The organism is Variovorax sp. Soil_C_12, assembly GCF_057657375.1.
The window spans coordinates 1-24,848 of sequence record NZ_JBDGIO010000022.1; the positions used below are offsets into that span (position 1 = coordinate 1).

A 24,848-nucleotide genomic window follows, 5' to 3' on the forward strand; every position below is an offset into this window, starting at 1 on the left:
CCTCTCTGGGGCCCCACCCGAAGGGCCGGGGCGGCAAGGGGCGCAGGGCGTCGTTGCGGTCCTTGCCCAGGCGGCCAGCCTGGGCTGCGGCCCGCGCCTAGCCCTGCACCCCTTGCCGCCCCGGCGCGGGGGTGATTCATGTGTCGACAGGCCCTTGGCCGACCGATGAGCGCCGTGACTTCTCCCGCCTCCGCTACCGCTGCCCGCCACGAAGGGCCGCTCAACCTGCGGCACCTGATCGAGTGGCTCGCCAAGGATCGCGTGATCTCGCCCGAGGAGGCCAAGCGGACGCTGACACGCTGCGCCCAGGCCGAGAGCCGGCAGCCGCCGCTGGTGCGGCTGGCCAACGTGGCGATGACGCGCCAGGGCGACGGCAAGCCGCTCGACCTGGAGATGCTGACGGAATGGCTGGCCGGCCGCGCCGGGCTCGCGTATCTGCGCATCGATCCGCTGCGCGTCGACGTCGGCAAGGTGGCCGACACCATGAGCGCCGCCTATGCCGAGCGGCACAAGGTGCTGCCGGTGCAGGTCACGCCGGCCGAGGTGGTGGTGGCCACCGCCGAGCCCTTCCTCACTGACTGGATCGCCGAGGTCGAGCGGCAGGCGCGGCGCCCGGTGCGGCGCGTGGTCGCGAATCCGACCGACATCCAGCGCTACACGGCCGAGTTCTTCTCGCTGGCCAAGTCGGTGCGCGCGGCGCAGAAGGCCGGCGGCAACGCGGGCAGCGCGAGCTTCGAGCAGCTGGTCGAGCTGGGCAAGAGCAACAAGCAGCTCGATGCCAACGACCAGAGCGTGGTGCAGGTGGTGGACTGGCTGTGGCAGTACGCCTTCGACCAGCGCGCCAGCGACATCCACCTGGAGCCGCGGCGCGAGCAGGGCGTGATCCGCTTCCGCATCGACGGCGTGCTGCACCCGGCCTACCAGATGCCGATGGGCGTGATGAACGCGATGGTCTCGCGCATCAAGCTGCTGGGCCGCATGGACGTCGTGGAGAAGCGCCGCCCGCTCGATGGCCGCATCAAGACCCGCAACATGCGCGGCGACGAGGTCGAGATGCGCCTGTCCACGCTGCCCACTGCCTTCGGCGAAAAGATGGTGATGCGCATCTTCGACCCCGACACCGCGGTCAAGGACCTCGACGCGCTGGGCTTCGCGCAGCACGACGCGCAGCGCTGGGAGCAGCTGGTGACGCGGCCGCACGGCATCATCCTGGTGACCGGGCCGACCGGCTCGGGCAAGACCACCACGCTTTATTCAACGCTCAAGCGGGTGGCGACGGAGGAGGTCAACGTCAGCACCATCGAGGACCCGATCGAGATGATCGAGCCCTCCTTCAACCAGACGCAGGTGCAGCCGCAGCTGGACTTCGGCTTCACCGAGGGCCTGCGTGCGCTGATGCGGCAGGACCCGGACATCATCATGGTGGGCGAGGTCCGCGACCTCGCCACCGCCGAGATGGCGGTGCAGGCCGCGCTCACTGGCCACCTGGTCTTCAGCACCCTGCACACCAACGATGCGCCCAGCGCCATCACGCGGCTGATGGAGCTGGGCGTGCCCAACTACCTGATCAACGCCACCATGCTCGGCGTGCTGGCGCAGCGCCTGGTGCGCACCCTGTGCCCGCATTGCAAGGTGCCTGACGAGAGCGTCACGCGCGAGCAGCTCGGCGCCTTCGTCAAGCCCTGGCAGATCACCGGCTCGGTGCGCGCCTACAAGCCGGTCGGCTGTGTCGACTGCCGCATGACGGGCTACCGCGGCCGCATGGGTCTCTACGAGCTGCTCACCGTCAGCGAACCGTTCAAGACCCTGGTCGACAAGGAGCCCAACGTGGGGGCGCTGCGGCACCAGGCCGTGGCGGACGGCATGCGGCCGCTGCGCCTGGCCGGCGCCCTGCGCGTGGCCGAAGGGCTGACCACCGTCGACGAAGTCCTGAGCGCCACGCCGCCGCTCGAATAGGGCCGTGCGCGCCGCACCGCGCCCCGGGGAAACCCTAGCTTCACGTTTAGTGGTATCCACATCGATCCTGACCACAAGCTGACCCCACAATCGCCTGTTCGAAAATTTTCGAGGGGACAGTTCGTGAAGATCAAAAGTCAAAGGGACTTTTTTGCGGGTCTGATGTTCACCGTCGTCGGCATTGCCTTCGCATGGGGAGCAACGACCTACAGCGTGGGCACCGGCGCCCGCATGGGGCCGGGTTACTTTCCGCTGATGCTGGGCATCCTGCTGGGCGTTCTGGGGGTCATCGTGATCTTCACGGCGTTGACCATCGAGACGGTGGACGGCGAGCCGGTGGGCAGCATCGCCTGGCGTCCGCTGGGCTACATCATCGGCTCCAACCTCGTCTTCGGCATCCTGCTGGGCGGCCTGCCCAGCATCGGCCTGCCGGCCATGGGCCTGATCGCCGCCATCTACGCCCTGGTGCTGATCGCCGGCCTCGCGGGCGAGCACTACCACATCCGGTCCAGCCTGATCCTCGCCACCATCCTGGCGGTGGGCAGCTACGTCGCCTTCGTGGTCCTGCTCAAGCTGCAGTTCCAGGTCTGGCCCACCTTCATCACCGGCTAAGAGCGACAGCGTCATGGATCTCATCAACAATCTCTCCATCGGGTTCACCGCGGCCTTCACGCTGCAGAACCTCATCTACGCCTTCGTCGGCTGCCTGCTGGGCACGCTGATCGGCGTGCTGCCGGGCATCGGCCCGGTCGCCACCATCGCCATGCTGCTGCCGGCCACCTACGCGCTGCCGCCGGTGGCCGCGCTCATCATGCTGGCCGGCATCTACTACGGCTCGCAGTACGGCGGCTCCACCACCGCCATCCTGGTCAACCTGCCGGGTGAATCGTCCTCGGTCGTCACGGTGATCGACGGCCACCAGATGGCCAAGCAGGGACGAGGAGGGGCCGCGCTCGCAGCGGCCGGCCTGGGCTCCTTCTTCGCCGGCTGCGTCGGCACACTGATCCTGGCCGCCTTCGCGCCGCCCTTGACCGAACTGGCCTTCAAGTTCGGCCCGGCCGAGTACTTCTCGCTGATGGTGCTGGGCCTGATCGGCGCCGTGGTGCTGGCTTCGGGCTCGCTGCTCAAGGCGATCTGCATGATCGTGCTGGGCCTCTTGATCGGCCTGGTCGGCACCGACGTGAACTCGGGTGTCGCGCGCTACAGCTTCGACATCCCCGAGCTGACTGACGGCATCGGCTTCATCGTGATCGCGATGGGCGTGTTCGGCTATGGCGAGATCATCTCCAACCTTTCGCGTCCCGAAGAAGAGCGCCAGGTCTTCACGTCCGAGGTGCATAACCTGTGGCCCACCAAGGAGGACTTCAAGCGCATGACGCCTGCGGTGCTGCGCGGCACCACGCTCGGTTCCTGCCTCGGCATCCTGCCCGGCGGCGGTGCGCTGCTGTCGGCCTTCGCGGCCTACACGCTCGAGAAGAAGATGAAGCTCAAGCCCGGTGAGGTTCCCTTCGGCAAGGGCAACATCCGCGGCGTCGCGGGCCCCGAGGCGGCCAACAACGCCGGCGCGCAGACCTCCTTCATCCCGCTGCTCACGCTGGGCATTCCGCCGAACCCGGTGATGGCGCTGATGGTCGGCGCGATGACCATCCACAACATCCAGCCCGGCCCCCAGGTGATGACCAGCAACCCGGAGCTGTTCTGGGGCCTGATCGCCTCGATGTGGATCGGCAACCTGATGCTGATCATCCTGAACCTGCCGCTGATCGGCATCTGGATCAAGCTGCTGTCCATTCCCTACCGCTGGCTGTTCCCGGCCATCGTGCTGTTTTGCGCGATCGGCGTGTACTCGACCAACAACAACACCTTCGACGTGTGGATGGTCGCGATCTTCGGCATCGTGGGCTACCTGTTCATCAAGCTGGGCTGCGAGCCGGCGCCACTGCTGCTGGGGCTGATCCTGGGGCCGATGATGGAAGAGAACCTGCGGCGCGCGCTGCTGCTGTCGCGCGGCTCGTGGAGCGTGTTCGTCACGCGGCCCATCTCGGCCGGCCTGCTGGTCGCCGCCGCGCTGATGGTCGTGATCGTGCTGCTGCCGGCGGTGAAGTCCAAACGCGAGGAGGCCTTCCACGAGGAAGAAGCCTGAGCGCGGTCCCCCGCGGTTCGAACGGCACCTTCGGGTGCCGTTTTGCTTTTGAGCGGCCCCGGCGCCGAAGCGTCAAAATCGAACCCATGAATATGAAAATATCCTCTCTCCTTCGCGCCGGGGCCCTGGCGCTGTGTGCAGCGGCCCTGCCCGCCGCGTGGGCGCAGCAGGCCTGGCCGGGCAAGCCGATCCGCCTGATCGTGCCTTTCCCGGCAGGCGGCGCCACCGATCTCTTCGCGCGCACCCTGTCGCAGAAGATGGGCGAGAAGCTGGGCACGACGCTGGTCGTCGACAACAAGCCGGGCGCCGGCGGCGCCATCGGCTCCGACCTCGCAGCCAAGGCGCCGGCCGACGGCTACACGCTGCTGCTGGCGACCACCAGCACGCATTCGATCGGCCCCGCGATCAATGCGAAGCTGCCCTACGACACGGTGCGCGACTTCGCGCCCATCGCGCATGTAGGCGATGCGCCCAGCATCATGCTGGTGCCCAACAGCTCGCCGGCGAAGACGGTGCGCGAATGGATCGAGTACGCGAAGAAGAACCCCGGCAAGCTCAACTACGCCTCCAGCGGCAACGGCACCATCGTGCAGCTCACGGCGGAGCTCTTCAAGGCGCAGGCGGGCGTGTTCGTCACGCATATCCCCTACAAGGGCACGGCGCTGGCCATCCCCGACCTGATCAGCGGCAAGATCGACGTGCTCTTCGACGCGCTGCCCACCGGCATGCCGCACGTGCGCGACGGCCGGCTGCGCGCGCTGGGCGTGACCTCGCTGCAGCGCAGCCCGCTGGCGCCCGAGCTGCCGGCCATCGCCGACGTGCTGCCGGGCTTCGAGTCGAACACCTGGTTCGGCCTCTATGGGCCCAAGGCACTTCCGGCCGATCTGGTGGCGCGCGTCAATGCCGCGGCCAACGAGGCGGTGAGCGACCCCGAGGTGCGCGACAAGCTCTCCAGGCTGGGCATCGCGCCCGCCACCGGCACGCCCGCGCAGTTCGCCGCGATGGTGGCGCAGGATGCCGCCAAGTGGAAGAAGATCATCACCGAACGAAAGATCATCAGCGACTGAAGCCATGAAGTTCGACTACACCAACCCCTACACCTCGACCCGCATCCCGGTCTTCGCCCGCAACGTCGTCTCGACCTCGCACCCCTTGGCCGCCCAGGCCGGCCTGCGCATCCTTCAGCAGGGCGGCAATGCGGTCGATGCCGCCATCGCCACCGCGGCCGTGATGACCCTGGTCGAGCCGGTCAGCAACGGCCTGGGCAGCGATGCCTTCTGCATCCTGTGGGACGGCGAGCAGCTGCACGGGCTCAACGCCTCCGGCTGCTCGCCGGCCGCCTGGACGCCCGAGTACTTCCAGCGCAAGTACGGCAAGGACGCCGCCGCGCCGCCGCAGCGCGGCATCGACTCCGTCATCGTGCCGGGTGCCGTCGGCAGCTGGGTCGCGCTGTCCGCGCACTTCGGCAAGCTGCCTTTCGAGGACCTGATGGCGCCGGCCATCGAGGTCGCCGAGCGCGGCTACCTGGTGCCCCCGGTGGTGCAGCAGAAATGGGCCGCGGCCACGCCGATCCTGCAGTCGCAGCCCGGCTTCGCCGAGGCCTTCCTGCCCTGGGGCCGCGCGCCCCAGGTGGGCGAGCTGTTCCGCTTTCCGGCCGCGGCGCGCGCGCTGAAGGCCATCGGCGCCACCAAGGGAGACGCGTTCTACAGCGGCGAGATCGCCGAGGCGATGGAGAAGTTCTCGCTGGCCCACGGCGGCAACCTCAAGGTGCGCGACCTCGCCAACTGGAAGCCGGAATGGGTGGCGCCGATCGCGCAGGACTACCGCGGCTACACGCTGCACGAGATGCCGCCCAACGGGCAGGGCATCGCCGCGCAGATCGCGCTGGGCATCCTGCAGAACTTCGACATGGCCTCGATGCCACCCGACTCGGTGGCCTCGCAGCACCTTCAGATCGAGGCGATGAAGCTGGCCTTCGCCGACACCTACCGCTACGTGTCCGACCCATCGTCGATGGAGGTGTCCCCGCTGCAAATGCTCGATGGCGCGTATCTGGCCTCGCGTGCCAAACTGATCGACGTGAAAAAGGCGCAGGACTTCAAGGCCGGCAACCCGGTCAAGGGCGGCACGATCTACCTCACCGCGGCCGACGAAAGCGGCATGATGGTGAGCTTCATCCAGAGCAACTTCATGGGCTTCGGCTCCGGCTGCGTGGAGCCTTCGTTCGGCATCAGTCTGCAGAATCGCGGCCACGGCTTCAGCCTGGATGCCGAGAGCCCCAACGTGGTCGAACCGCGCAAGCGCCCCTTCCACACCATCATCCCGGGCTTCCTCACGAAGGACGGCCAGCCGGTGATGAGCTTCGGCGTGATGGGCGGCAATATGCAGCCGCAGGGCCACATGCAGACGTTGGTGCGCATGCTGGACCACGCCCAGAACCCGCAGGCGGCCTGCGACGCGCCGCGCTGGCGCTTCAACCACGGGCTGGAGATCAACGCCGAAGGGGCGATGAAGCCCGAACTCGTGCAAGGCCTCGGCGCGCTCGGCCACAAGGTCGAGGTGATCAACGACTCCTACCAGGACTTCGGCGCCGGCCAGTTCATCTGGCGCGCGGGCGAGCCGGCAGTCGAGGGCTATGTGGCGGCCAGCGATGCCCGCCGCGACGGCCTTGCGGCTGGTTTCTGATTGCCGATGTCTTCCGTGCAGGTAGCCGCCACGGGAGCCGCGCACGCGCACAAGCGCATCGGGCCCGGCCTGGCGTTCGCCTCGCTGGGCGCCATCGCCTTCAGCGGCAAGGCCATCATCGTCAAGCTGGCCTACCGTTACGGCGTGGACGCGGTCACGCTGATCATGCTGCGCATGCTGTTCGCGCTGCCGCTGTTCGCGCTCATGGCCTGGTGGGCCGGGCGGGGCAAGCCGGCGTTGACGCGGCGCGACTGGATGGGCGTGGTCGGCCTGGGCTTCTCGGGCTACTACCTTTCCAGCTTCCTGGACTTCGCGGGGCTGGCCTACGTCACGGCCAGTCTTGAGCGGCTGATCCTGTACCTCAACCCCACGCTGGTGCTGTTGTTCGGCTGGATCCTCTGGCGCCGGCGGATCACGCGCTGGCAGGCGGCCGGCATGGCGGTCAGCTACACCGGCGTGCTGCTGGTCTTCGGCCACGAGCTGCAGCTGGGCCAGAGCGCGGCGGCCGCCTGGGGCACCCTGCTCATCTTCCTGAGCGCGGTGAGCTATGCGGTCTACCTCGTGGCCAGCGGCGAGTGCGTCAAGCGCCTCGGCTCGCTGCGCCTGGTGGGGCTCGCGACCAGCGTGGCCTGCGTGCTGTGCATCGTGCAGTTCCTGCTGCTGCGGCCGGTGGAGACGGCCTTCCTGGTGGCGCCCGCGGTGATCTGGCTCTCGGTGCTCAACGCGATCGTATGCACCGCGCTGCCGGTGCTGGCGGTGATGATGGCCATCGAGCGCATCGGGCCCGCGATGGCGGCGCAAACGGGCATGATCGGGCCGATGTCGACCATCCTGATGGGCGTGCTGATCCTCGGCGAGCCCTTCACCGCATGGATCGCGGCCGGCACCGTGCTGGTGATCGCGGGCATCTTTGTCTTCACACGAATGGGGCGCTGAACGCCCGAAGGAAATCGATCATGGATCTTGGAATCGCAGGCAAGACGGCCCTGGTGTGCGGGGCCAGCAAGGGACTCGGCTACGGCTGCGCGGAGGCGCTGGTGCGCGAAGGCGTCAACGTGCTGATCGTGGCGCGCGGCGCCGAGGCACTGGCGGAGGCGGCGAAGAGGCTGGAGGCGGCGGCCGCGGCCCACGGGAGCGCCCTCAAGCCCTGGGTCAAGCAGGTGGCCGCCGACATCACGACGGCCGAAGGGCGCGCCGCGGTGTTCGCGCTGCAGAAGGACTTCGACATCGTCGTCACCAACGCCGGCGGCCCGCCGCCGGGTGACTTCCGCGACTGGGACCGCGAGGCCTGGATCAAGGCGGTCGACGCCAACATGCTCACGCCCATCGAGCTGATCAAGGCCACGGTCGACGGCATGGCGGCGCGCGGCTTCGGGCGGATCGTCAACATCACCTCCAGCTCGGTGAAGGCGCCGATCGACATCCTCGGCCTTTCGAACGGCGCGCGCAGCGGGCTCACGGGCTTTGTCGCGGGCGTGGCGCGCACCGGGATCGCAGCCAAGGGGGTGACCCTCAACAACCTGCTGCCGGGGTCCTTCGACACCGATCGGCTGAAGGGCACCATGGCCGGCGCCGCGAAGAAGTCGGGACAGGACTTCGACACCGTGTGGGAAAGCCGCAAGAAGAACATTCCGGCGAAGCGCTTCGGGACGCCCGAAGAGTTCGGGGCGATCTGTGCTTTTTTGTGCAGCGTGCAGGCGGGTTATCTGACCGGGCAGAACGTGCTGGCGGATGGCGGGGCGTATCCCGGGACCTACTGACGCTTGCTTCCTTGCCCTCTGGGGGAAGGAGTAATACCCCAGCCAGCGCCGACATCGAAGCCTGACTACGATGGGCGTCCCCCAGCCCATCCGGACAGAAGGAAACACCCATGCGCAGCCAAGCCATCCGCATCGACCGCAATGGCGGTCCCGAGGAACTGAAGATCGTCGATGTGGAGGTCGGCGAGCCCGGCCCGGGCGAGATCCGCATCCGCCATCACGCGGTCGGCCTCAACTTCATCGACACCTACCAGCGCAGCGGCCTCTATCCCTTGTCCCTGCCCCTGCAACTCGGCATGGAGGCCGCGGGCGTGGTCGAGGCGGTGGGCGAGGGCGTTACGCACCTGAAGGCCGGCGACCGTGCCGCCTATGCCAGCCAGCCGCCCGGCGCCTACTGCGAGCTGCGCGTGATGCCGGCCAAGAGCGTCTGCAAGCTCCCCGACGCGATCTCCTTCGAGACCGGCGCGGCCATGATGCTCAAGGGCTTGACGGCGCAGTACCTGTTGAAGAAGACCTTGCCGGCCGAGGGCCTGCAGCCGGGCGACTTCATCCTCTTCCACGCGGCCGCCGGCGGCGTGGGGCTGATTGCGTGCCAGTGGGCCAAGGCCCTCGGCCTGCAGCTCATCGGCACGGCCGGCACCGACGCCAAGTGCCGGCTGGCGCTGGACCATGGCGCAGCGCATGCGATCAACTACAGCACCGAGAACTTTGCCGAGCGCGTCAAGGAGATCACGGGCGGCAAGGGCGTGAAGGTGGTGTACGACTCGGTGGGCAAGGACACCTTCGAGGGCTCGCTGAATTGCCTGCGGCCCTTCGGCCTGCTCGCCATCTTCGGCAACGGCTCGGGGCCGGTGCCGCCGGTCAACCTCGGCGTGCTCGCCTCCAAGGGCTCGCTCTACATCACGCGGCCCACGCTGTTCACGCACATTGCCACGCGCGAGGGCACGCAGGCGATGGCCGACGACCTGTTCGCTGCGGTGACCAGCGGCGCGGTGAAGATCCCGATCGAGCAGCGCTACGCCCTGGCCGACGTGCAGCAGGCGCACCGCGACCTGGAGGCGCGCAAGACCACCGGCTGCACCATCCTCACGCTCTGAGCGCGCCGGGCCGCCCGCTCACTCGATCTCGGCGAGCCGCGACTCGCGCATGCGCGTGCGCGCCAGCGCGCCGGCCGAGTCGAGAATCGGGTAGGCGATCGAGCAGATGTGGGAGTTGATGCGCTTGAGCTCGCTGATCAGGTCGATGTGCAGCGAGCTGGTCTCGATGCTGGAGGCAGTCTGCTCCGACAGGCGCTCCAGGTGCGTGCCGGCATAGGCGCGCTCCAGGTCGCGGAAGCGCGCCTTCTCCTCCAGCAGCCTCTGCGCGTCGCGCACGTTGGCATTGAGGAACACGCTCATGCCGAGCCGCAGGTTGGCGAGCAGCCGCTCGTGCAGCTCGACGATCTCGCGCATGCCGGCGGCGGAGAAGCTGCGCTGCTTCTTGATCTTCTTGTCCTCGATGTCGATGATCACCCGCTCGATGATGTCGCCGATCTGCTCCATGTTGATGGTGAAGCTGATGATGTCGGTCCAGCGCCGGCTCTCTTCCTCGCCCAGCGCCTCGCGCGAGATCTTGGTCATGTAGTACTTGATGGCCGAGTAGAGCTCGTCCACCGTGTCGTCCAGCTTGCGCAGCTCGGCGGCCAGGCGCAGGTCGTTGTCGCGGATCACCTTGAGCATGCCGATCAGCATGGTCTCGACCACATCGGCCTGGTGCAGGGCCTCGCGCGCGGCGTTGGAGATCGCCAGCGTGGGCGTCGAGAGCGCCGAGGGATCGAGGTGCCGCGGACGCTGCATGGCGGGAGATTCGGTCGGCACCGGGAGCAGCCGTGTCACCAGCCGCGCGACCCAGCCGGTGAGCCCGATGAAGCCGATGCTGACGACGAGATTGAAGCCCAGGTGGAACAGCACCACCAGCTGCGTTGCGTCGGAGATGTAGGGCCGGGCCTCGCGCAGGTAGAGGCCGACGAAGGGCGCCGCGATCGCCACGCCCAGCAGCTTGAAGACCAGGTTGCCGACCGTGACCTGGCGCACCGGGACCGCCGATTTCGCGGTGGTCAGCACCGCCAGCAGGCCGCTGCCCAGGTTGGCGCCCAGCACCAGGCCCAACGCCACGTCCAGCGGCACCACGTTGGAGCTGGCCATGGCCGCGACCAGCAGCACCACCGCCAGGCTGGAGTAGGCCGCGATCGCCAGCACGGCGCCGATGGTGACCTCCAGCAGCACGTCGCTGGCGAGCGAGGCCAGGAGCTCCAGCACCGCGGGCGAGGAGAACAGCGGCCCGGTCGCCTCGACCACCAGCTGCAGCGCCAGCAGCATCAGGCCGAGGCCGATCAGCACCCGCCCGACGCGGCCGGCCACGGTGGAGCCGCGCGAGATGAAGAGCACCACGCCGACGAAGATGAAGAGCGGCGACAGCCAGGAGAGGTCGGCCGAGAACAGCACCGACATCAGCGCCGTGCCGACGTCGGCCCCGCGCATCACGGCCAGCGCGGCCGGCAGTGCCACCAGGCCCTGGCCGACGAAGGAGGAGGTCATCAGCGAGGTGGCGGTGCTCGATTGCACCAGCGCCGTGACGCCGATGCCCGAGAGCGCGGCCGTGAAGCGGTTGCGCATGCTGTGCACCAGGATCTTGCGCAGGTTGGCGCCGAAGACGCGCAGCACGCCGGTACGAACGAGATGGGTACCCCATACCAGCAGCGCGATGGCGGCCAGCAGATTCAACAGGTGCTTCATGGAATGCGACGACTATACGCGCAGGCCATCAGCGCTCAGTCGATCAGGGCGCCGCTCTCGTGGAAGGGATAGGGCCCCTCGAAGCTGCCGCTGGCGGCCAGGTGCGTGACCAGCCGGCCACCGTCCCAGGCGTGGATGCGATAGCCCGGCGGCTCCAGCATCCAGGCCGAGGCCGCCTCGGGCGAGAGGTCGAGCGCGACCTGGTGGGCGGGCGAGGGCGCGGTCGAGGCGATGCTGCCGCCGAAGCGCACGTCGATGGCGCGGTGCAGGTGGCCGCAGATCACGCGCTCGACGTTGGGATGGCGCTCGACCAGGGCTTCGAGCGCGGCGGCGCCTTCGAGCAGGCCGATCTCGTCCATGTGGCCGATGAGCGTGGCAAAGGGCGGGTGGTGCATGGCGATCACCACCGGCTCGCCGCGGTGGCGATCGAGCTGGTCGTCGAGCCATGCGAGGCGCTGCTCGCACAGGGTGCCGTGGCTGTGGCCGGGCACGCAGGTGTCGAGCGCGAGCAGGCGCAGCGCACCGACCTGTACCGCGTACTGCACGAAGCCCTCGCTGCCCAGGTAGGCGTGGTTCGGGAAGCTGCGCCGCAGCTGGTCGCGATCGTCGTGGTTGCCGGGCATCAGGTAGACCGGCATCCGAAGCGGTGCGAGCAACTGCGCGAGATGGCTGTACTCGGCCGCGCGGCCGAAGTCGCTCAGGTCGCCGGTGATCACCACCGCGTCGGGCCGCTGCCGCAGCTGCAGGACCGATTGCACGGCGCGCTGCAGATAGGGTGCGGTGTCGAGCCGGCCGTAGGCGAGGCGGCCCGGCTCGCGGATGTGGAGGTCGCTGAGCTGGACGAGAAAGGTGGTCATGCGGGGGACTCCTGCGGGCACATGAGGTTTGCGGGCTCGATGCGGATGCCGACGCTGTCGCCGGCGCGGAACGCGCTGTCGCGGCCCACGTCGGCGACCAGCGGCGGCTGTCCGTCGGCGCGCAGGCGCAGCTGCACGCGGTCGCCGAGGAAGGTGCGCTGCTCGACCCGGGCCTCGGCCCAGCCGGCCTGCGGCACGCCGACCTCGATGTCCTCGGGGCGCACCAGCAGCGCGCCGTGGTCCTGCCACGCGGGAGGGCAGGCGAAGCTGGCGCCGCCTATGTGCAGCATGCCTTGCGCGATGGCCTCGGGCCCGCGTTGCAGGCGGTTCACGCGGCCGAGGAATTCGGCCACGAAGGGATGCTGCGGCGACCGGTAGAGCGATTCGCCGCGGCCGATCTGCACGATGCGCCCGTTGCTCATCACCGCCAGCCGGTCGGCGATCGCCATCGCCTCCTGCTGGTCGTGCGTGACGTGAATGGCCGTGATGTGCAGCCGCCGCAGCAGCTCGGCCAGCTCGTCGCGCAGCGACTCCTTGAGCTTGGCGTCGAGGGCGGCCAGCGGCTCGTCCAGCAGCAGCACGCGCGGGCGCACGGCCACCGCGCGCGCCAGTGCCACGCGCTGGCGCTGGCCGCCGGAAAGCTCGGCGGGGCGCTTCTTCTCCAGGCCGCCCAGGCGCGTCAGGTCGATCAGCTCGCCGACCCGGCGCCGCTCCTCGTCGCGCGCGATGCCTCGGATGCGCAGGCCATAGCCGATGTTGGCTTCCACCGTCATCTGCGGAAAGAGGGCGTAACTCTGGAACACCATGCCGACGCCGCGCTGCTCCACCGGCCGCCCGGTGACCTCCTGGCTGCCGAAGAGGATGCGGCCGCCCGCATCGGGCGACTCCAGCCCGGCGATCAGGCGCAGCAGGGTGGTCTTGCCGCAGCCCGAGGGGCCGAGCAGCGCGAGCACCTCGCCCGGCTCCACATGCAGCGTGGTCGGCTGGAGGCCGCGCGTGCCGTCGGCATAGGTCTTGGCGACGCCCTGGGCGTCGACCGGAATGCGCTCATGTTCCATGGCGTTTCTGTACCTGGTGGGCCAGGAATTGCAGGCCCCACAGGACCGGCAGGATGACGATGAAGAAGACCAGCGTGTAGGCCGAGCCGATTTCCAGCCGCATGGAGGCGTAGCTGTCGGCCAGGCCCACCGGCAGGGTGCGGGTCAGCGGCGTGTGCAGCATCCAGGTGAGATTGAACTCGCCGACCGACAGCGTGAAGACCATCAGGCTGCCCGCGACGATGGCCGGGAACACGGCAGGCACCAGCACGCCGAGGAAACGCTGGCGGAAGTTGGCGCCCAGCGATCGCGCGGCCTCTTCCAGCGCGCGCAGCTCCTCGCGCTGGAAGGCCGAGGAGACGGTGCGGACCATGAAGGGCAGGGTGAACACGACGTGGCCCACCAGGATGAAGGCGAAGCTCTGGCGAAAGGCGGTGAGCTGGCCGTAGGCCAGGATCAGCGCCAGCGCCGTGGCCAGGCCGGGCACCGCCACCGGCAGCGTCAGCAGCTCCTCGAAGGCGCGCGCCGCGCGCGTGCGGCTGCGCGCGAGCGCGTAGGCGCAGGGCACGCCGAGGAGCAGGGTGCCGATCACGCAGCCCGTGGCCAGTGCGAGGGACCAGCCGACGGTGCTGCCGTAGACCTCCCAGACCTCCCGCAGCCAGCGCAGGGTCAGGCCGCTCTTCAGGCCGCTGCTGTAGTTGTTGACCAGGCCGGCCAGGACCGACAGCAGCATCGGCGCCAGCATGAAGAGGCTCACGAGGACCGTGATGGTCAGCAGGAAGGGGGCAGGCGGTGTGGTGCTGCGCATGGTCTTGCTGCCTATGGCGTGGGGTCGGCGCCGAAGTGCCGGGCCAGGAACAGCACCGCCCAGGTCACCAGGCCGAGGGCGATCGACAGCGAGGCCGCCAGCGCGAAGTTGGCGTAGTTGGTGAACTCGTTGTAGATCGTGATCGGGATCACCTCGAACTTGCTGGCCAGCGTGAAGGCGGTGCCGAAGGCGCCCATCGAGGTGGCGAAGAGGATCGCGCCGCAGGCCAGCGTGGTGGGCGCGAGCTCGGGAAGCCAGACGTCGCGCGCCACCCGCAGCCGCGAGGCGCCCAGCGAGCGCGCGGCTTCTTCCAGCTGCGGGTTCATCGCCTCGGCCGCCGCCGCGTAGGTGGCGATGGCGCGCGGCAGCGAGAAGTAGAGGTAGGCGAGGAAAAGCCCCAGCAGCCCGTAGGCAAAGGTGATCCGGCCTGCGCCGAAGGCAGAGCCCAGGTCGGCGACCAGGCCCTGGCGGCCGCCCAGCAGGATCACGAAGAAGCCGATGATCACGCCCGGGAAGGACAGCGGCAGCGTCAGCAGCGACAGCAGCACGCGCTTGCCGGGAAAGCTGTGTCGCGCGAGGTAGATGCCGACCGCGCTGCCCAGGAGCAGGGTCGCCAGCGTCACCGCCAGCGACAGCGCGACCGTGTTGGCCATGCTGCCCAGGTAGCGGCCGTCGGTAAGCACGGCGAGGTAGGTCTCCCAGCCCTTGGCGGCCGGCAGCGCCACCAGGCGCGCCACCGGCAGTAGCCAGAAGGCCAGGAAGAAAACCGCCGCCGGTGCCAGGCAGGCCGGCAGCAGCCAGCGCGAGCGGAAGGATCCGGCGGTGTTCATGCGTGCCTCAGCGCACTTCCTTCAGGTAGCGATCGGAGAAGCTGCGCTGGGCTTGTGCCATGCGGCCGTAGTCCACGGTCCTGGCGCGCGCGTACTCGGCGGCAGGCAGGAACTGCGCCTCGATCTCCTTGGGCATTGCGCCGGCACGCACCGGGCGCAGGTAGGCCTTGGCCCAGATCGCCTGGCCCTCGTCGGAGAGCACGAAGTCCAGCACCTTCCTGCCTTCCGCGGCATGCGGCGCCTTGGCGACCAGGCTCATCACGTAGGGCACGGCGATCGTGCCTTCACTGGGGATCACGAACTCGACGTTGGCCTTGTCCTTGTACTTCGCGCGGTAGGCATTGAAGTCGTAGTCCAGCAGGATCGCGATCTCGCCCGAGAGCACGCGCGCATAGGAGGTCTGCTTGGGCACGATGGGCTCGTTCTTCTGCAGCGCCTTGAAGTAGCTCATGGCCGGCTCGAAGTTGTCCAGCGTGCCGCCGCGCGCCTCGTTGACCGCGACCGCGCCCACGTAGCCGACGAAGGCGGAGGATGGGTCGAGGTAGCCGATCAGGCCCTTGTACTCGGGCTTGAGCAGGTCGGCCCAGGACTTGGGCACCGGCTTGCCGCGCAGCGCATCGACGTTGACCATGAAGCCCAGCGTGCCCGAATGGATGGTGAACCACTGGCCGGCCGGGTCCTTGAGTCCGTCGGGGATGTCCTTCCACGCGGCGGGCTTGTAGGCCTCGACCACGCCGTCCTTCTGGGCCTGGATCGCGAAGGTGACGCCGAGGTAGGTCACGTCGGCCACGGGGCTGGCCTTCTCGGCCACCAGCTGGGCCAGCGCCTGGCCCGAGTTCTTGTTGTCGGGCGGGACCGTGACGCCGGTCTTCGCCTTGATGGCGCGCAGCTGCGTGCCCCAGTCGGCCCATTCGGTCGGGCAGTTGTAGCAGATGGCGGTCTGGGCCATGGCGGTGCCGGCAGCCAGGCCGAGGGCCAGCAGGCCGGCGCGGACGATGCGATGAAGAGGCAGGGACACGGGAGCTCCTTGGTGATGGATGGAGAAGCGGGAAGGGTCAGAGGGGCGGCGCGCACGACTCGCCTGCGCGCAGTGCGTGCGGCAGCAGGAGGCTCGCCTCGGGGCCGAGTGCGACATCGCCGGCGAGCGCCTTCACCAGCAGTTCGACGCCGCGGCGGCCGATGTCGCTGTTGGGCTGGACCACGGTGCTGAGCGCCGGCGTCAGGTCTTCGCCGAGTGCGATGCCATCGAAGCCGATGACGCTGAGCTCTCCGGGCACCTGCAGGCCGCTGCGGTGCGCGGCTCGGATGCTGCGGATGGCCAGCAGGTCGTTGGAGCAGACCAGGGCGGTGGGGCGCGGCGTGGCGGCGAGGAAGCGCGTCAGCGCGTCCGCGGCGGTTTCGACGAAGGGCACCTCGACCAGTGCCGGCGGCTCCAGTCCCGCGGCGGCCATGCCCCGGAGAAAGCCGCGCCAGCGCTGCTGCGCCCGGTCGGACGCGGCCAGCGTGCCGCTGATCATCGCGATCCGGCGATGCCCGAGCGCGACCAGGTGCGCCACGGCGCCGGCGGTCGCGGCTTCGTTGTCCACCGAGATGCAGGGGTGGCCGGCATGCCGGTTGTAGGCCAGCACGTAGGGAAGGCCGGCCGCGCGCAGGCGCTGCAGCGCGGTCGAGGTGGCCGGGTTCGACACGACCAGGATCAGGCCGTCCACGTTGCCGGCCATCAGCCGGTGTACCGCGCGCTCTTCCTCGTCGACCTGGTAGCCGGTGGTCACGGGGATGATGGCGTAGCCGCCCGCCACGGCCGCCTGTGCGATGCCCTGCAGGCACTCGGCGAAGACCGGATTCAGCATCGTGGGCAGCACCACGCCCAGCACGCGGCTGCGCTGGGTGCGCAGCGTCCGGGCGCTCGAATTGGGCAGGTAGCCCAGCTCGCGCGCCGCCTGCTCCACCTGGGCGCGGGTGGAAGGCGAGACCTTCTCCGGCAGATTGAAGACGCGCGAGACCGTGGCCACGGAGACCCCGGCTTTTCTCGCGACGGCTTGGATGCTCATGCTGTTTCGCGTTCGATGTAATCGATTACATTGAAGCGCAGCAGTATGACGGCGTCATGACGCCGGTCAGGGAGGGCAAACCCTCCCTGAACTCATCGCAGGGGCCGCTACTTGCCGCGGCGCACGCGCCGCAACTCGTCGAGGATCAGGCAGATCGCCCCGATGGTGATGGCGCTGTCCGCCACGTTGAAGGCCGGGAAGTGGCGGCCTGCCAGGTGGAAGTCGAGGAAGTCGACCACGTAGCCGTGCATCATGCGGTCGACCACGTTGCCGATGGCCCCGCCCAGGATCGCGGCCATGGCGAAGGAGAAGAGCTTCTGCCCGGCATGCGACCGGAGCATCCACACGATGAACAGCGCTGCCGCCACGCCAATGGCGGTGAAGAACCAGCGCTGCCAGCCCGCCGCATCTGCGAGGAAGGAGAAGGCGGCGCCGGTGTTGTGGGCGCGCACGATGTTGAAGAAGCTGGTGATGTAGGTGGCATCGCCCAGCTTGTAATAGCCCAGGATGAGCGTCTTGGTGAACTGGTCGAGGATCAGGATCACCAGGGCCAGCGCGAGCCAGGGCCAGATGCCGGTGCGCGGCGAGGCGAGGGAGCGGGTCGCGGCCATCAGGCGGCACTCCTGGCTTCGCCGGCGCCGAACAGGTTGCTGGTGCAGCGGCTGCACAGGCTCGGGTGCGCCGGGTCGTGGCCGACATCGTCGCGCCAGTGCCAGCAGCGCTCGCACTTGGTGGCGGTGCTGGGCGTGACCTGCACTGCCAGAGCCTCGCTCTGGGCCAACTCGACCACCGAGGTGATGAGGACGAACTTCAAGTCTTCGCCCAGCGAGGCCAGCAGCGCATGGTCCTCGGCCGGCACCGCGAGCTTCACGTTCGCTTGCAGCGAGGAGCCGACCTGGCTGGCCGCGCGCACGTTCTCGATCTCCTTGTTGACCGCATCGCGCACCTCGCGGATGCGCGACCACTTGGCCAGGAGCGCCTCGTCGGGCTGCCCCAGGTCGCAGTAGACCTGGGTGAAGATCGACTCGCCGTTACCGCAGAACTTCCAGGCCTCTTCGGCCGTGAAGCTGAGGAAGGGCGCCATCCAGCGCAGCATCGCCTGCGTGATGTGCCAGAGCGCCGTCTGCGCGCTGCGCCGCGCGCGCGAGCCGGGCGCGGTGGTGTAGAGGCGGTCCTTGAGGATGTCGAGGTAGAAGGCGCCCAGGTCCTCCGAGCAGTAGACCTGCAGCTTGGCCACCACCGGGTGGAACTCGTAGACCTTGTAGTGCGCCAGCACCTCGGCCTGGAACTGCGCGGCGCGGCTCAAGGCGTAGCGGTCGATCTCGAGCAACTCGGCCAGCGGCACCGCGTCCTTGGCGATGTCGAAGTCGCTGGTGTTGGCGAGCAGGAAGCGCAGCGTGTTGCGGATGCGGCGGTAGGCGTCCACCACGCGGGCGAGGATCTTGTCGTCGCCGGCGATGTCGCCCGAGTAGTCGCTGGCCGCCACCCAGAGGCGGATGATCTCGGCGCCCAGCTTCTTGTTGACCTCCTGCGGCTCGATGCCGTTGCCGAGCGATTTGCTCATCTTGCGGCCCTGGCTGTCGACGGTGAAGCCGTGGGTCAAGAGGCCCTTGTAGGGCGCGCGTCCGTACAGCGCGCACGCGATCAGCAGCGAGGAGTGGAACCAGCCGCGGTGCTGGTCGTGGCCTTCGAGGTAGAGGTCGGCCTCGGGGCCGGTCTCGTGGTGCCCGTTCGCGTGCGTGCCGCGCAGCACGTGAGAGAAGGTGGAGCCCGAGTCGAACCAGACCTCGAGGATGTCGGTGCTCTTGGTGTAGTGGGGTGCGTCGTCGGGGCCGAGCATTTCTTCGGTGGTCACGCGGCTCCAGGCCTCGATGCCGCCTTTCTCGACGATGTCTGCGGCCTGGTCGAGGATCTCCATGGTGCGCGGATGCAGCTCGCCCGTGTCCTTGTGCAGGAAGAAGGGGATGGGCACGCCCCAGCTGCGCTGGCGGCTGATGCACCAGTCGGGCCGGTTGGCGATCATGTCGTGCAGGCGCGCCTTGCCGTTCTCGGGGTAGAAGCCGGTCTCGTCGATGGCAGCCAGCGCCAGCTGGCGCAGGGTCGTTGGGGCCTTGTCCTTGGTGAACACGCCTTCGCCCTCGTCCATGCGCACGAACCACTGGGCCGCGGCGCGATAGATCACCGGCGTCTTGTGGCGCCAGCAGTGCGGGTAGCTGTGGGTGATGGTGTCGGTGGTCAGCAGCCGGCCGGCATCGCGCAGTGCCTGGATGATGTGCGGCACCGCCTTCCAGATGTGCTCGCCGCCGAAGAGCGGGAAGTCGGGCGCGTAGGCGCCGTTGCCCTGCACCGGATTGAGGATGTCGTCGTAGGCGACGCCGTGGGCGATGCAGGAGTTGAAGTCGTCCACGCCGTAGGCGGGCGAGGAGTGGACGATGCCGGTGCCGTCGTCGGCGGTGGCGTAGTCGGCCAGGTAGACCGGCGACAGGCGGCGGAAGCCGGCGTCGACGTCGTACAGCGGATGTTCGAACTCGAGGCCGCCCAGCTTCTCGCCCTTGACGGTGGCCAGCACCTTGCCGTCGAGCGCATAGCGGTTCATGCACATCTCGACCAGCGAGGCGGCCAGGATGAGCAGGCCGCGATCGGTGTCGACCAGCGCGTAGTCCAACTCGGGGTTGAGGTTGAGCGCCTGGTTGGCAGGGATGGTCCACGCGGTGGTGGTCCAGATCACGGCGAAGGCGTCCTTCTCCAGCTTCGGCAGGCCGAACGCGGCGGCCAACTTGGCGGGCTCGTGCGCCTTGAAGGCGACATCGACCGTGTGGGACTTCTTGTCCGCATACTCGATCTCGAACTCCGCCAGCGAGGAGCCGCAGTCGAAGCACCAGTACACCGGCTTGAGCCCGCGATAGACGAAGCCGCGCTCGATCACGCGCTTGAAGGCGCGCAGCTCGCCCGCCTCGTTGGCGAAGTCCATGGTCTTGTACGGATGGTCCCATTCGCCCAGCACGCCCAGGCGCTGGAAGTCGGTCATCTGCTGCGCGATCTGCTCGGCGGCGTAGGCGCGGCTCTTGGCCTGCATCTCGTCGCGGCTCAGGTTGCGGCCGTATTTCTTCTCGATCGCGTTCTCGATCGGCAGGCCGTGGCAATCCCAGCCGGGCACGTAGAGCGCGTCGTAGCCCTCGAGCTGGCGCGCCTTGGTGATCATGTCCTTCAGGATCTTGTTGACGGCATGGCCCATGTGGATCTGGCCGTTGGCATAAGGCGGGCCGTCGTGCAGGATGAATTTGGGCGCGCCCCGGCGCGCATCGCGCAGCCGGTGGTAGCGCCCTTGGTCGTTCCATTCCTGGACCCAGCCCGGCTCGCGCTTGGGCAGGTCGCCGCGCATCGGGAACGGGGTGTCGGGCAGGTTGAGGGTGGCGCGATAGTCGGTGGTGGTGGAGGCGGCGTCAGCAGACATGATGAAGTTCGAAACAGAGGGGCTTCGACAGGCTCGGCCCGAACCTGGATGCAGGTGTCGGTGCGAAGGAGAAAAGCCGTCCGCCCTGAGCTTGCAGAAGGGCGGCAGCGCGGTCGGGCCCGGTTAAATTCGATCGCGCGTGGTCTGGCGACGGGTCTCGGCGTGGGCGGAAGCGAAGAACGCACGGGCATCGCGGCCATCCTTCGCGATGCCCGCCGTCAGGGCCTCGAGGCTGGTGTAGCGCAATTCGTCGTGCAGTTTGTGCAGCAGTTCCACGCGGACGATTTTACCGTAGGCCTCCTCTTCGCCGAGGTGGGCGGGCCAATCGAGGCAATGGGTCTCGAGCAGGACCCGGCCGGCATTGACGTCGTTGGCATCGAGCGAGGGGCGCACACCAAGGTTGGCCACGCCGTGCAGCGGTTGATTGTTCAAGCCATGCACCAGCACCGCGAAGATGCCGCTGGCGGCCGGCTTCCAGTGCTTGAAGCGCAGGTTGAGCGTACGGAAGCCGTCGTTGCGTCCCGGTGCCGAGGCGCCCAGCGCGCGGCCGAGCTTGCGGCCATGCACCACGTGGCCGGAGATCGCGTAGGGCCGGCCGAGCAGGGCCTGCACGTCGCTCATCCGGCCCTCGGCCAGGGCCTCGCGCACGGCGGAGCTGGACACGCGAAGGCCATGCACCTCGTAGCTGTTCATGCGCGCCACGTCGAAGCCGTTGGCTTCGCCGGCCGCGTCGAGCATCGCGTAGTCGCCCGCGCGCTTGGCGCCGAAGCGGAAGTCGTCGCCCACCAGCACGTAGCGCACGCCCAGGCCCTCGAGGAGCACGTGCTGGATGAATTCCTCCGGCGTCTGGGAGGCCAGGCGGGTATCGAAGGGAAGCACGATGGTCTGGTCCACGCCGCTGGCGGCCAGTGCGCTGAGCTTGTCGCGCAAGGTGCCGATGCGCGCCGGCGCCAGCTCGGGCCGCTTGCTGAGCTGGGCGAAATAGTCGCGCGGGTGCGGCTCGAAGGTCAGCACGCAGCTGGGCAGGCCGCGCAGGCGCGCCTCGGTATTGAGCAGCCCCAGCATGGCCTGATGGCCGCGGTGCACGCCGTCGAAATTGCCGATGGTCAGGGCGCAGGCCGGAGCCACGCCCGGATGCCTGAACCCCCGGAAAACCTGCATCGTTGGTATCTTTTTGATAGCGCTTCGCGCCCGTCGAATGGGCCCACTGAGGGCTTTTTGTCACAAAGCCGGTATATTGTGACGCAGTGCGTCGCTCGCAAGCTGTTCGATGTGTGCGATGTCCTGGTCTTTCCGTGGTTCTTCCCTGTTGTGAGGAGGCGTGTGTGAAGGTCTTGAAGCTGTCGGCCCAGGGGCTGCCCCAGTCGTGGATCTCGCTGGAACAAGCGGTGATCCACTATGCGGCGGACGAGGTGCGCTGGGAAGTCGGTGCACAGGTCGCGGTGTTCCGCGGCGGGCACAACGCGGTCACGGGCCAGCAGTCGCAGATCGCGATCAACAGCATCATCGGCACGAAGGGCGTGCCGCGCATCAATCCCTTCGCGATGCGCCCCGGCTTGACCAACAGCAAGCTCTTTGCGCGCGACCGCAACATCTGCGCCTACTGCGGCGGCCACTTCCATGAGGAAGACCTCACGCGCGAGCACATCATCCCCTTCGCGCAGAACGGGATCGACAGCTGGATGAACGTGGTCACGGCCTGCAAGCCGTGCAACCACCGCAAGAGCAGCCGCACGCCCGAGCAGGCGAACATGCCCTTGCTCTACGCGCCCTATGTGCCCAGCCTGTGGGAGGACTTCATTCTGCGCAACCGCCGCATCCTGGCGGACCAGATGGAATTCCTGATGGCGCACCTGCCGCACAACTCGCGGCTGCACTGCTAGCGCACGCTCGTCTCAGTAGCTCAGCTCGAGCACGCTGATCTCGCCTTTCTCGGCCGGCCAGGTTCGGCCGGCCAGGCGCTCGCCATTGAACTCCGCCGTCATGCTTTCCGGCGCATCGCTCGCCAGCCGGATCTTCGAGCTCGAGACCCCGGCGCCCTGCGGCGGCACGCCGGGCAGCGCGCTCTGTCCGTTGAAGCGCATGGTGTCGCGCTGGGCGTCGAAATAGCCGCGCGGCCGCGTGAAGATGACCAGGGCCTTGGCATCGCGGTCGGCTTCGGCAAGGCGTTCGGGCCGCAGCTGCACCACGGCGCTGGAGCGCGGGAAAGGGCTGCGGTAGATGTGCGTGGTGGCGTAGCCCGGCGCGCTCAGCACGAACTCATAGGCGGTCGTCGCTTGCCCGGCGAAGGGCCCCCAGCGGCCGTCCGGACCGATGCTCTGCTCCCAGGCCGCTTGGCCGCGGCGGGCGCCGGTCGTGGTATCGACGGCGTAGATGGCGAGCCGCGCACCGGCCAGGGGCAGGTTGTTGACGAAGGCGCCGCTGGCGGGATTGAGAGGATCGAGCCCAAGGCCCGTGACCCGGCCCGACAGCGTGACGGTCGATTCCGCTACCGGCTGCAGCGTACGTGGCGCCTCGCCGGTCAGGAAGCGCCAGGTTGCGTCGAAGGCGGCCGGCGAGAAGGAGGTCTCGCGGTGGTCCACGCGCGGCAGCGCGATGTTGGTCGCCCCCTTGAGGGCCGGCCCGTCGAAGCCGATGTTCGTGGCCGTGCCCTTGGCCCCGATCCACACGCCGTCGGGCTGCGCGTATTTGTCGTTGTTGTCCGACCGGATGGTGAGCCACTTCACACCCGGCGCGACCTCGTCGCCAGCCGTGTTCTTCGGCGCATTGAGCCGCTGGATGAAGGGGCTCAGGCCCGAAAACTCGCTGCCTTCGCGCAGGCCCTTCACGGCCCAGATGCCATGCGCCGGATTGCCGCCCAGCACCACATGGCTCACGACCCGGTCGCCGCCGCCGTTCTGCACGTAGTTGCGGATGGTGTTGCCGCCGCGCGAGTTGCCGATCAGCACCACCTTGGGCGCGCCGGTGGCCTTCAGCACGCGCTCCACCTCGGCCTTGAGGAAGGCCATCGACTCGGCGGTCGAGCTGCGCCCGGGCTGCGCCACGCCGTCGTCGTCGCGCGCGAGCGGAAAGGGCTGGTCGGGCGCGAACAGCCGGTCGCGCGGCCAGCCGTTCGACTCGAAGCGCCACAGCGTGGTCTGCCACAGCGCCGCCGAGTCGCCGTTGCCGTGCATGAACACGATCGGTGGGCGATCGGTCATGGTGGGCACGGAGCTGCAGGCGGCGAGCATGGTCGTGGCGAGGCTCAAGGCGATCAGGTGTCTGCGAGTGTGCATGGAAGCTCCGGCGCAATAAAGAAGCGCCCGCCAGCACAGGTCTGGCGGGCGCGGCGTGCTATCGAAAAAAGATAGCAGCTCTGCGTGTCATGCAAACACGCCGGCGCTGTCCTGCATGCGCGACGATACCTCGCCGAGGTGGTGCAAGGTGTCGCCGAAGACCATCTCCAGCTGGGTCAGCTTTCGGAAGTAGTGGCTGCCGATGTACTCGTCGGTCACGCCGATGCCACCGTGCAACTGCACCGACTGCTGGCCGATGAAGCGCATGGAAACGCCAAGCTGGTACTTGGCGCGAGCCATCGCCTGGCGGCGCTCGGCGGCCGGCGCATTGAGCTTCAGGGACGCGTAATAGCTCATCGAGCGGGCCAGCTCGAGCTGCATCTTCATGTCGGCCACGCGGTGGCGCAGCGCCTGGAAATTGGCGATGGCGGTGCCGAACTGCTTGCGCGTGTTCATGTATTCGACGGTGAGCGCGAGGGTCCTGTCCATCACGCCCACGCCCTCGGCGCAGGTGGCGGCGATACCGATGTCGACCGCATGCTCGAGCGCCGGCAGCCCGTCCTGCGCGACCAGCGTGGCGGCGGCCTTGTCGAACACGACCTCGGCCGCTCGGCTGCCGTCTTGCGTGCCGTAGCCGCGCGCGGCCACGCCGTCCTCGGAGCGCGGGACGAGGAAGAGGGCGATCTTGCCGTCCAGCTGCGCGGGCACGATGAAGGCATCGGCTTCGTCGCCGGCCGGCACCAGGCTCTTGGTGCCGCTCAGGCGGTAGGTGTCGCCGTCCTTCGTTGCCTTGGCCTCGCAGACGTCGAGCCGAAAGCGTGCCTTGCGCTCCTGATGGGCCAGCACCACCAGCGCCTGGCCGCCGGCAATGCGCGGCAGCCAGCTGTCCCGGGTGTCCTCGTCGGCATGCCCCGCGAGCACGGCGCCGGCGATGAAGGATTGCGCCAGGGGCTCCAGCACGATGCCGCGGCCCAGCTCTTCCATCACCACCATGCCTTCGACCGGGCCCATGCCCAGCCCGCCCTCGTCCTCGGGGATGTAGAGGCCACCCAGGCCGAGCTCGGCCAGTTCGTCCCAGGCCTCGCGCGAGAAGCCACCCGCGGCCTCGATGCCGCGGCGGCGCTCGAAGCCACAACCCTTTTCCACCCACTTGGCGACGGCGTCGCGAAGCTGCTGCTGGTCGTCGCTGAAATTGAAGTCCATCGTCTGGTTCCTTGC

Annotated in this window: 21 protein-coding genes; 9 read left to right on the forward strand and 12 right to left on the reverse strand. The window is 68.5% G+C overall.

Annotation, left to right across the window (positions count from 1 at the left end; genetic code table 11):
• Window positions 1-165: 165 nt before the first annotated feature.
• From tfpB to AC3A6X_RS33660, 8 genes are all read left to right on the forward strand, one after another.
• Entirely contained in the window at window positions 166-1,956 is a 1,791-nt protein-coding gene (gene tfpB, locus AC3A6X_RS33625; RefSeq protein ID WP_487846241.1) for a type IV pilus assembly ATPase TfpB, read from the forward strand.
• A gap of 123 nt (window positions 1,957-2,079) precedes the next feature.
• The gene (locus AC3A6X_RS33630) at window positions 2,080-2,568 is read left to right on the forward strand and encodes a tripartite tricarboxylate transporter TctB family protein (protein WP_487846242.1); all 489 of its coding nucleotides are present in this window, start codon (window positions 2,080-2,082) and stop codon (window positions 2,566-2,568) included.
• A 13-nt stretch (window positions 2,569-2,581) separates the two neighbouring features.
• Window positions 2,582-4,099, forward strand: a complete 1,518-nt coding sequence (locus AC3A6X_RS33635) for a tripartite tricarboxylate transporter permease (protein ID WP_487846243.1) — start codon at window positions 2,582-2,584, stop codon at window positions 4,097-4,099.
• A gap of 92 nt (window positions 4,100-4,191) precedes the next feature.
• Window positions 4,192-5,166: a tripartite tricarboxylate transporter substrate binding protein gene (locus AC3A6X_RS33640; protein ID WP_487846292.1), complete on the forward strand. Its 975-nt coding sequence runs from the start codon at window positions 4,192-4,194 to the stop codon at window positions 5,164-5,166.
• Window positions 5,167-5,170: 4 nt separating this feature from the next.
• Window positions 5,171-6,784 carry a gamma-glutamyltransferase family protein gene (locus AC3A6X_RS33645; RefSeq protein ID WP_487846244.1) on the forward strand — a complete coding sequence of 538 codons (1,614 nt, stop codon included), beginning with the start codon at window positions 5,171-5,173 and terminating at the stop codon, window positions 6,782-6,784.
• A gap of 6 nt (window positions 6,785-6,790) precedes the next feature.
• Entirely contained in the window at window positions 6,791-7,720 is a 930-nt protein-coding gene (locus AC3A6X_RS33650; RefSeq protein WP_487846245.1) for a DMT family transporter, read from the forward strand.
• Between the two features lie 20 nt (window positions 7,721-7,740).
• Window positions 7,741-8,544: an SDR family oxidoreductase gene (locus tag AC3A6X_RS33655; protein ID WP_487846246.1), complete on the forward strand. Its 804-nt coding sequence runs from the start codon at window positions 7,741-7,743 to the stop codon at window positions 8,542-8,544.
• 110 nt (window positions 8,545-8,654) lie between these two features.
• Window positions 8,655-9,641: a quinone oxidoreductase family protein gene (locus AC3A6X_RS33660; RefSeq protein WP_487846247.1), complete on the forward strand. Its 987-nt coding sequence runs from the start codon at window positions 8,655-8,657 to the stop codon at window positions 9,639-9,641.
• Window positions 9,642-9,659: 18 nt separating this feature from the next.
• Here AC3A6X_RS33660 and AC3A6X_RS33665 read toward each other — a convergent pair whose 3' ends face one another.
• From AC3A6X_RS33665 to AC3A6X_RS33710, 10 genes are all read right to left on the reverse strand, one after another.
• Window positions 9,660-11,318 carry a Na/Pi cotransporter family protein gene (locus tag AC3A6X_RS33665; protein ID WP_309967247.1) on the reverse strand — a complete coding sequence of 553 codons (1,659 nt, stop codon included), beginning with the start codon at window positions 11,316-11,318 and terminating at the stop codon, window positions 9,660-9,662.
• Window positions 11,319-11,353: 35 nt separating this feature from the next.
• On the reverse strand, window positions 11,354-12,175 hold the full coding sequence (locus AC3A6X_RS33670) for a phosphodiesterase (RefSeq protein ID WP_487846248.1): 822 nt from the start codon (window positions 12,173-12,175) through the stop codon (window positions 11,354-11,356).
• The gene (locus AC3A6X_RS33675) at window positions 12,172-13,233 is read right to left on the reverse strand and encodes an ABC transporter ATP-binding protein (protein ID WP_487846249.1); all 1,062 of its coding nucleotides are present in this window, start codon (window positions 13,231-13,233) and stop codon (window positions 12,172-12,174) included. The genes AC3A6X_RS33670 and AC3A6X_RS33675 overlap by 4 nt, the downstream gene beginning before the upstream one ends.
• Window positions 13,223-14,020, reverse strand: a complete 798-nt coding sequence (locus AC3A6X_RS33680; RefSeq protein ID WP_487846250.1) for an ABC transporter permease — start codon at window positions 14,018-14,020, stop codon at window positions 13,223-13,225. Before AC3A6X_RS33680 ends, AC3A6X_RS33675 begins: the two co-directional genes overlap by 11 nt.
• Before the next feature lie 11 nt (window positions 14,021-14,031).
• Entirely contained in the window at window positions 14,032-14,850 is an 819-nt protein-coding gene (locus AC3A6X_RS33685) for an ABC transporter permease (protein ID WP_487846251.1), read from the reverse strand.
• Between the two features lie 7 nt (window positions 14,851-14,857).
• Window positions 14,858-15,868, reverse strand: a complete 1,011-nt coding sequence (locus AC3A6X_RS33690; protein WP_487846252.1) for an ABC transporter substrate-binding protein — start codon at window positions 15,866-15,868, stop codon at window positions 14,858-14,860.
• Between the two features lie 37 nt (window positions 15,869-15,905).
• Entirely contained in the window at window positions 15,906-16,901 is a 996-nt protein-coding gene (locus AC3A6X_RS33695) for a LacI family DNA-binding transcriptional regulator (RefSeq protein ID WP_487846253.1), read from the reverse strand.
• A gap of 107 nt (window positions 16,902-17,008) precedes the next feature.
• Window positions 17,009-17,512 carry a signal peptidase II gene (lspA, locus tag AC3A6X_RS33700; RefSeq protein ID WP_106557874.1) on the reverse strand — a complete coding sequence of 168 codons (504 nt, stop codon included), beginning with the start codon at window positions 17,510-17,512 and terminating at the stop codon, window positions 17,009-17,011.
• Window positions 17,512-20,355: an isoleucine--tRNA ligase gene (gene ileS / locus AC3A6X_RS33705; RefSeq protein ID WP_487846254.1), complete on the reverse strand. Its 2,844-nt coding sequence runs from the start codon at window positions 20,353-20,355 to the stop codon at window positions 17,512-17,514. The genes lspA and ileS overlap by 1 nt, the downstream gene beginning before the upstream one ends.
• Window positions 20,356-20,478: 123 nt before the next feature.
• Window positions 20,479-21,516 (reverse strand): bifunctional riboflavin kinase/FAD synthetase, encoded by a 1,038-nt coding sequence (locus AC3A6X_RS33710; RefSeq protein WP_487846255.1) that lies wholly within the window; start codon window positions 21,514-21,516, stop codon window positions 20,479-20,481.
• Window positions 21,517-21,680: 164 nt separating this feature from the next.
• Here AC3A6X_RS33710 and AC3A6X_RS33715 point away from each other — a divergent pair, with 164 nt between their 5' ends.
• On the forward strand, window positions 21,681-22,238 hold the full coding sequence (locus tag AC3A6X_RS33715; RefSeq protein WP_487846256.1) for an HNH endonuclease: 558 nt from the start codon (window positions 21,681-21,683) through the stop codon (window positions 22,236-22,238).
• A gap of 12 nt (window positions 22,239-22,250) precedes the next feature.
• Here the strand turns inward: AC3A6X_RS33715 and AC3A6X_RS33720 are convergent, their stop codons facing one another.
• Both AC3A6X_RS33720 and AC3A6X_RS33725 read right to left on the reverse strand, forming a co-directional pair.
• Entirely contained in the window at window positions 22,251-23,630 is a 1,380-nt protein-coding gene (locus AC3A6X_RS33720; RefSeq protein WP_487846257.1) for an alpha/beta fold hydrolase, read from the reverse strand.
• An 87-nt stretch (window positions 23,631-23,717) separates the two neighbouring features.
• Window positions 23,718-24,833 carry an acyl-CoA dehydrogenase family protein gene (locus AC3A6X_RS33725; RefSeq protein WP_487846258.1) on the reverse strand — a complete coding sequence of 372 codons (1,116 nt, stop codon included), beginning with the start codon at window positions 24,831-24,833 and terminating at the stop codon, window positions 23,718-23,720.
• Window positions 24,834-24,848 lie beyond the last annotated feature (15 nt).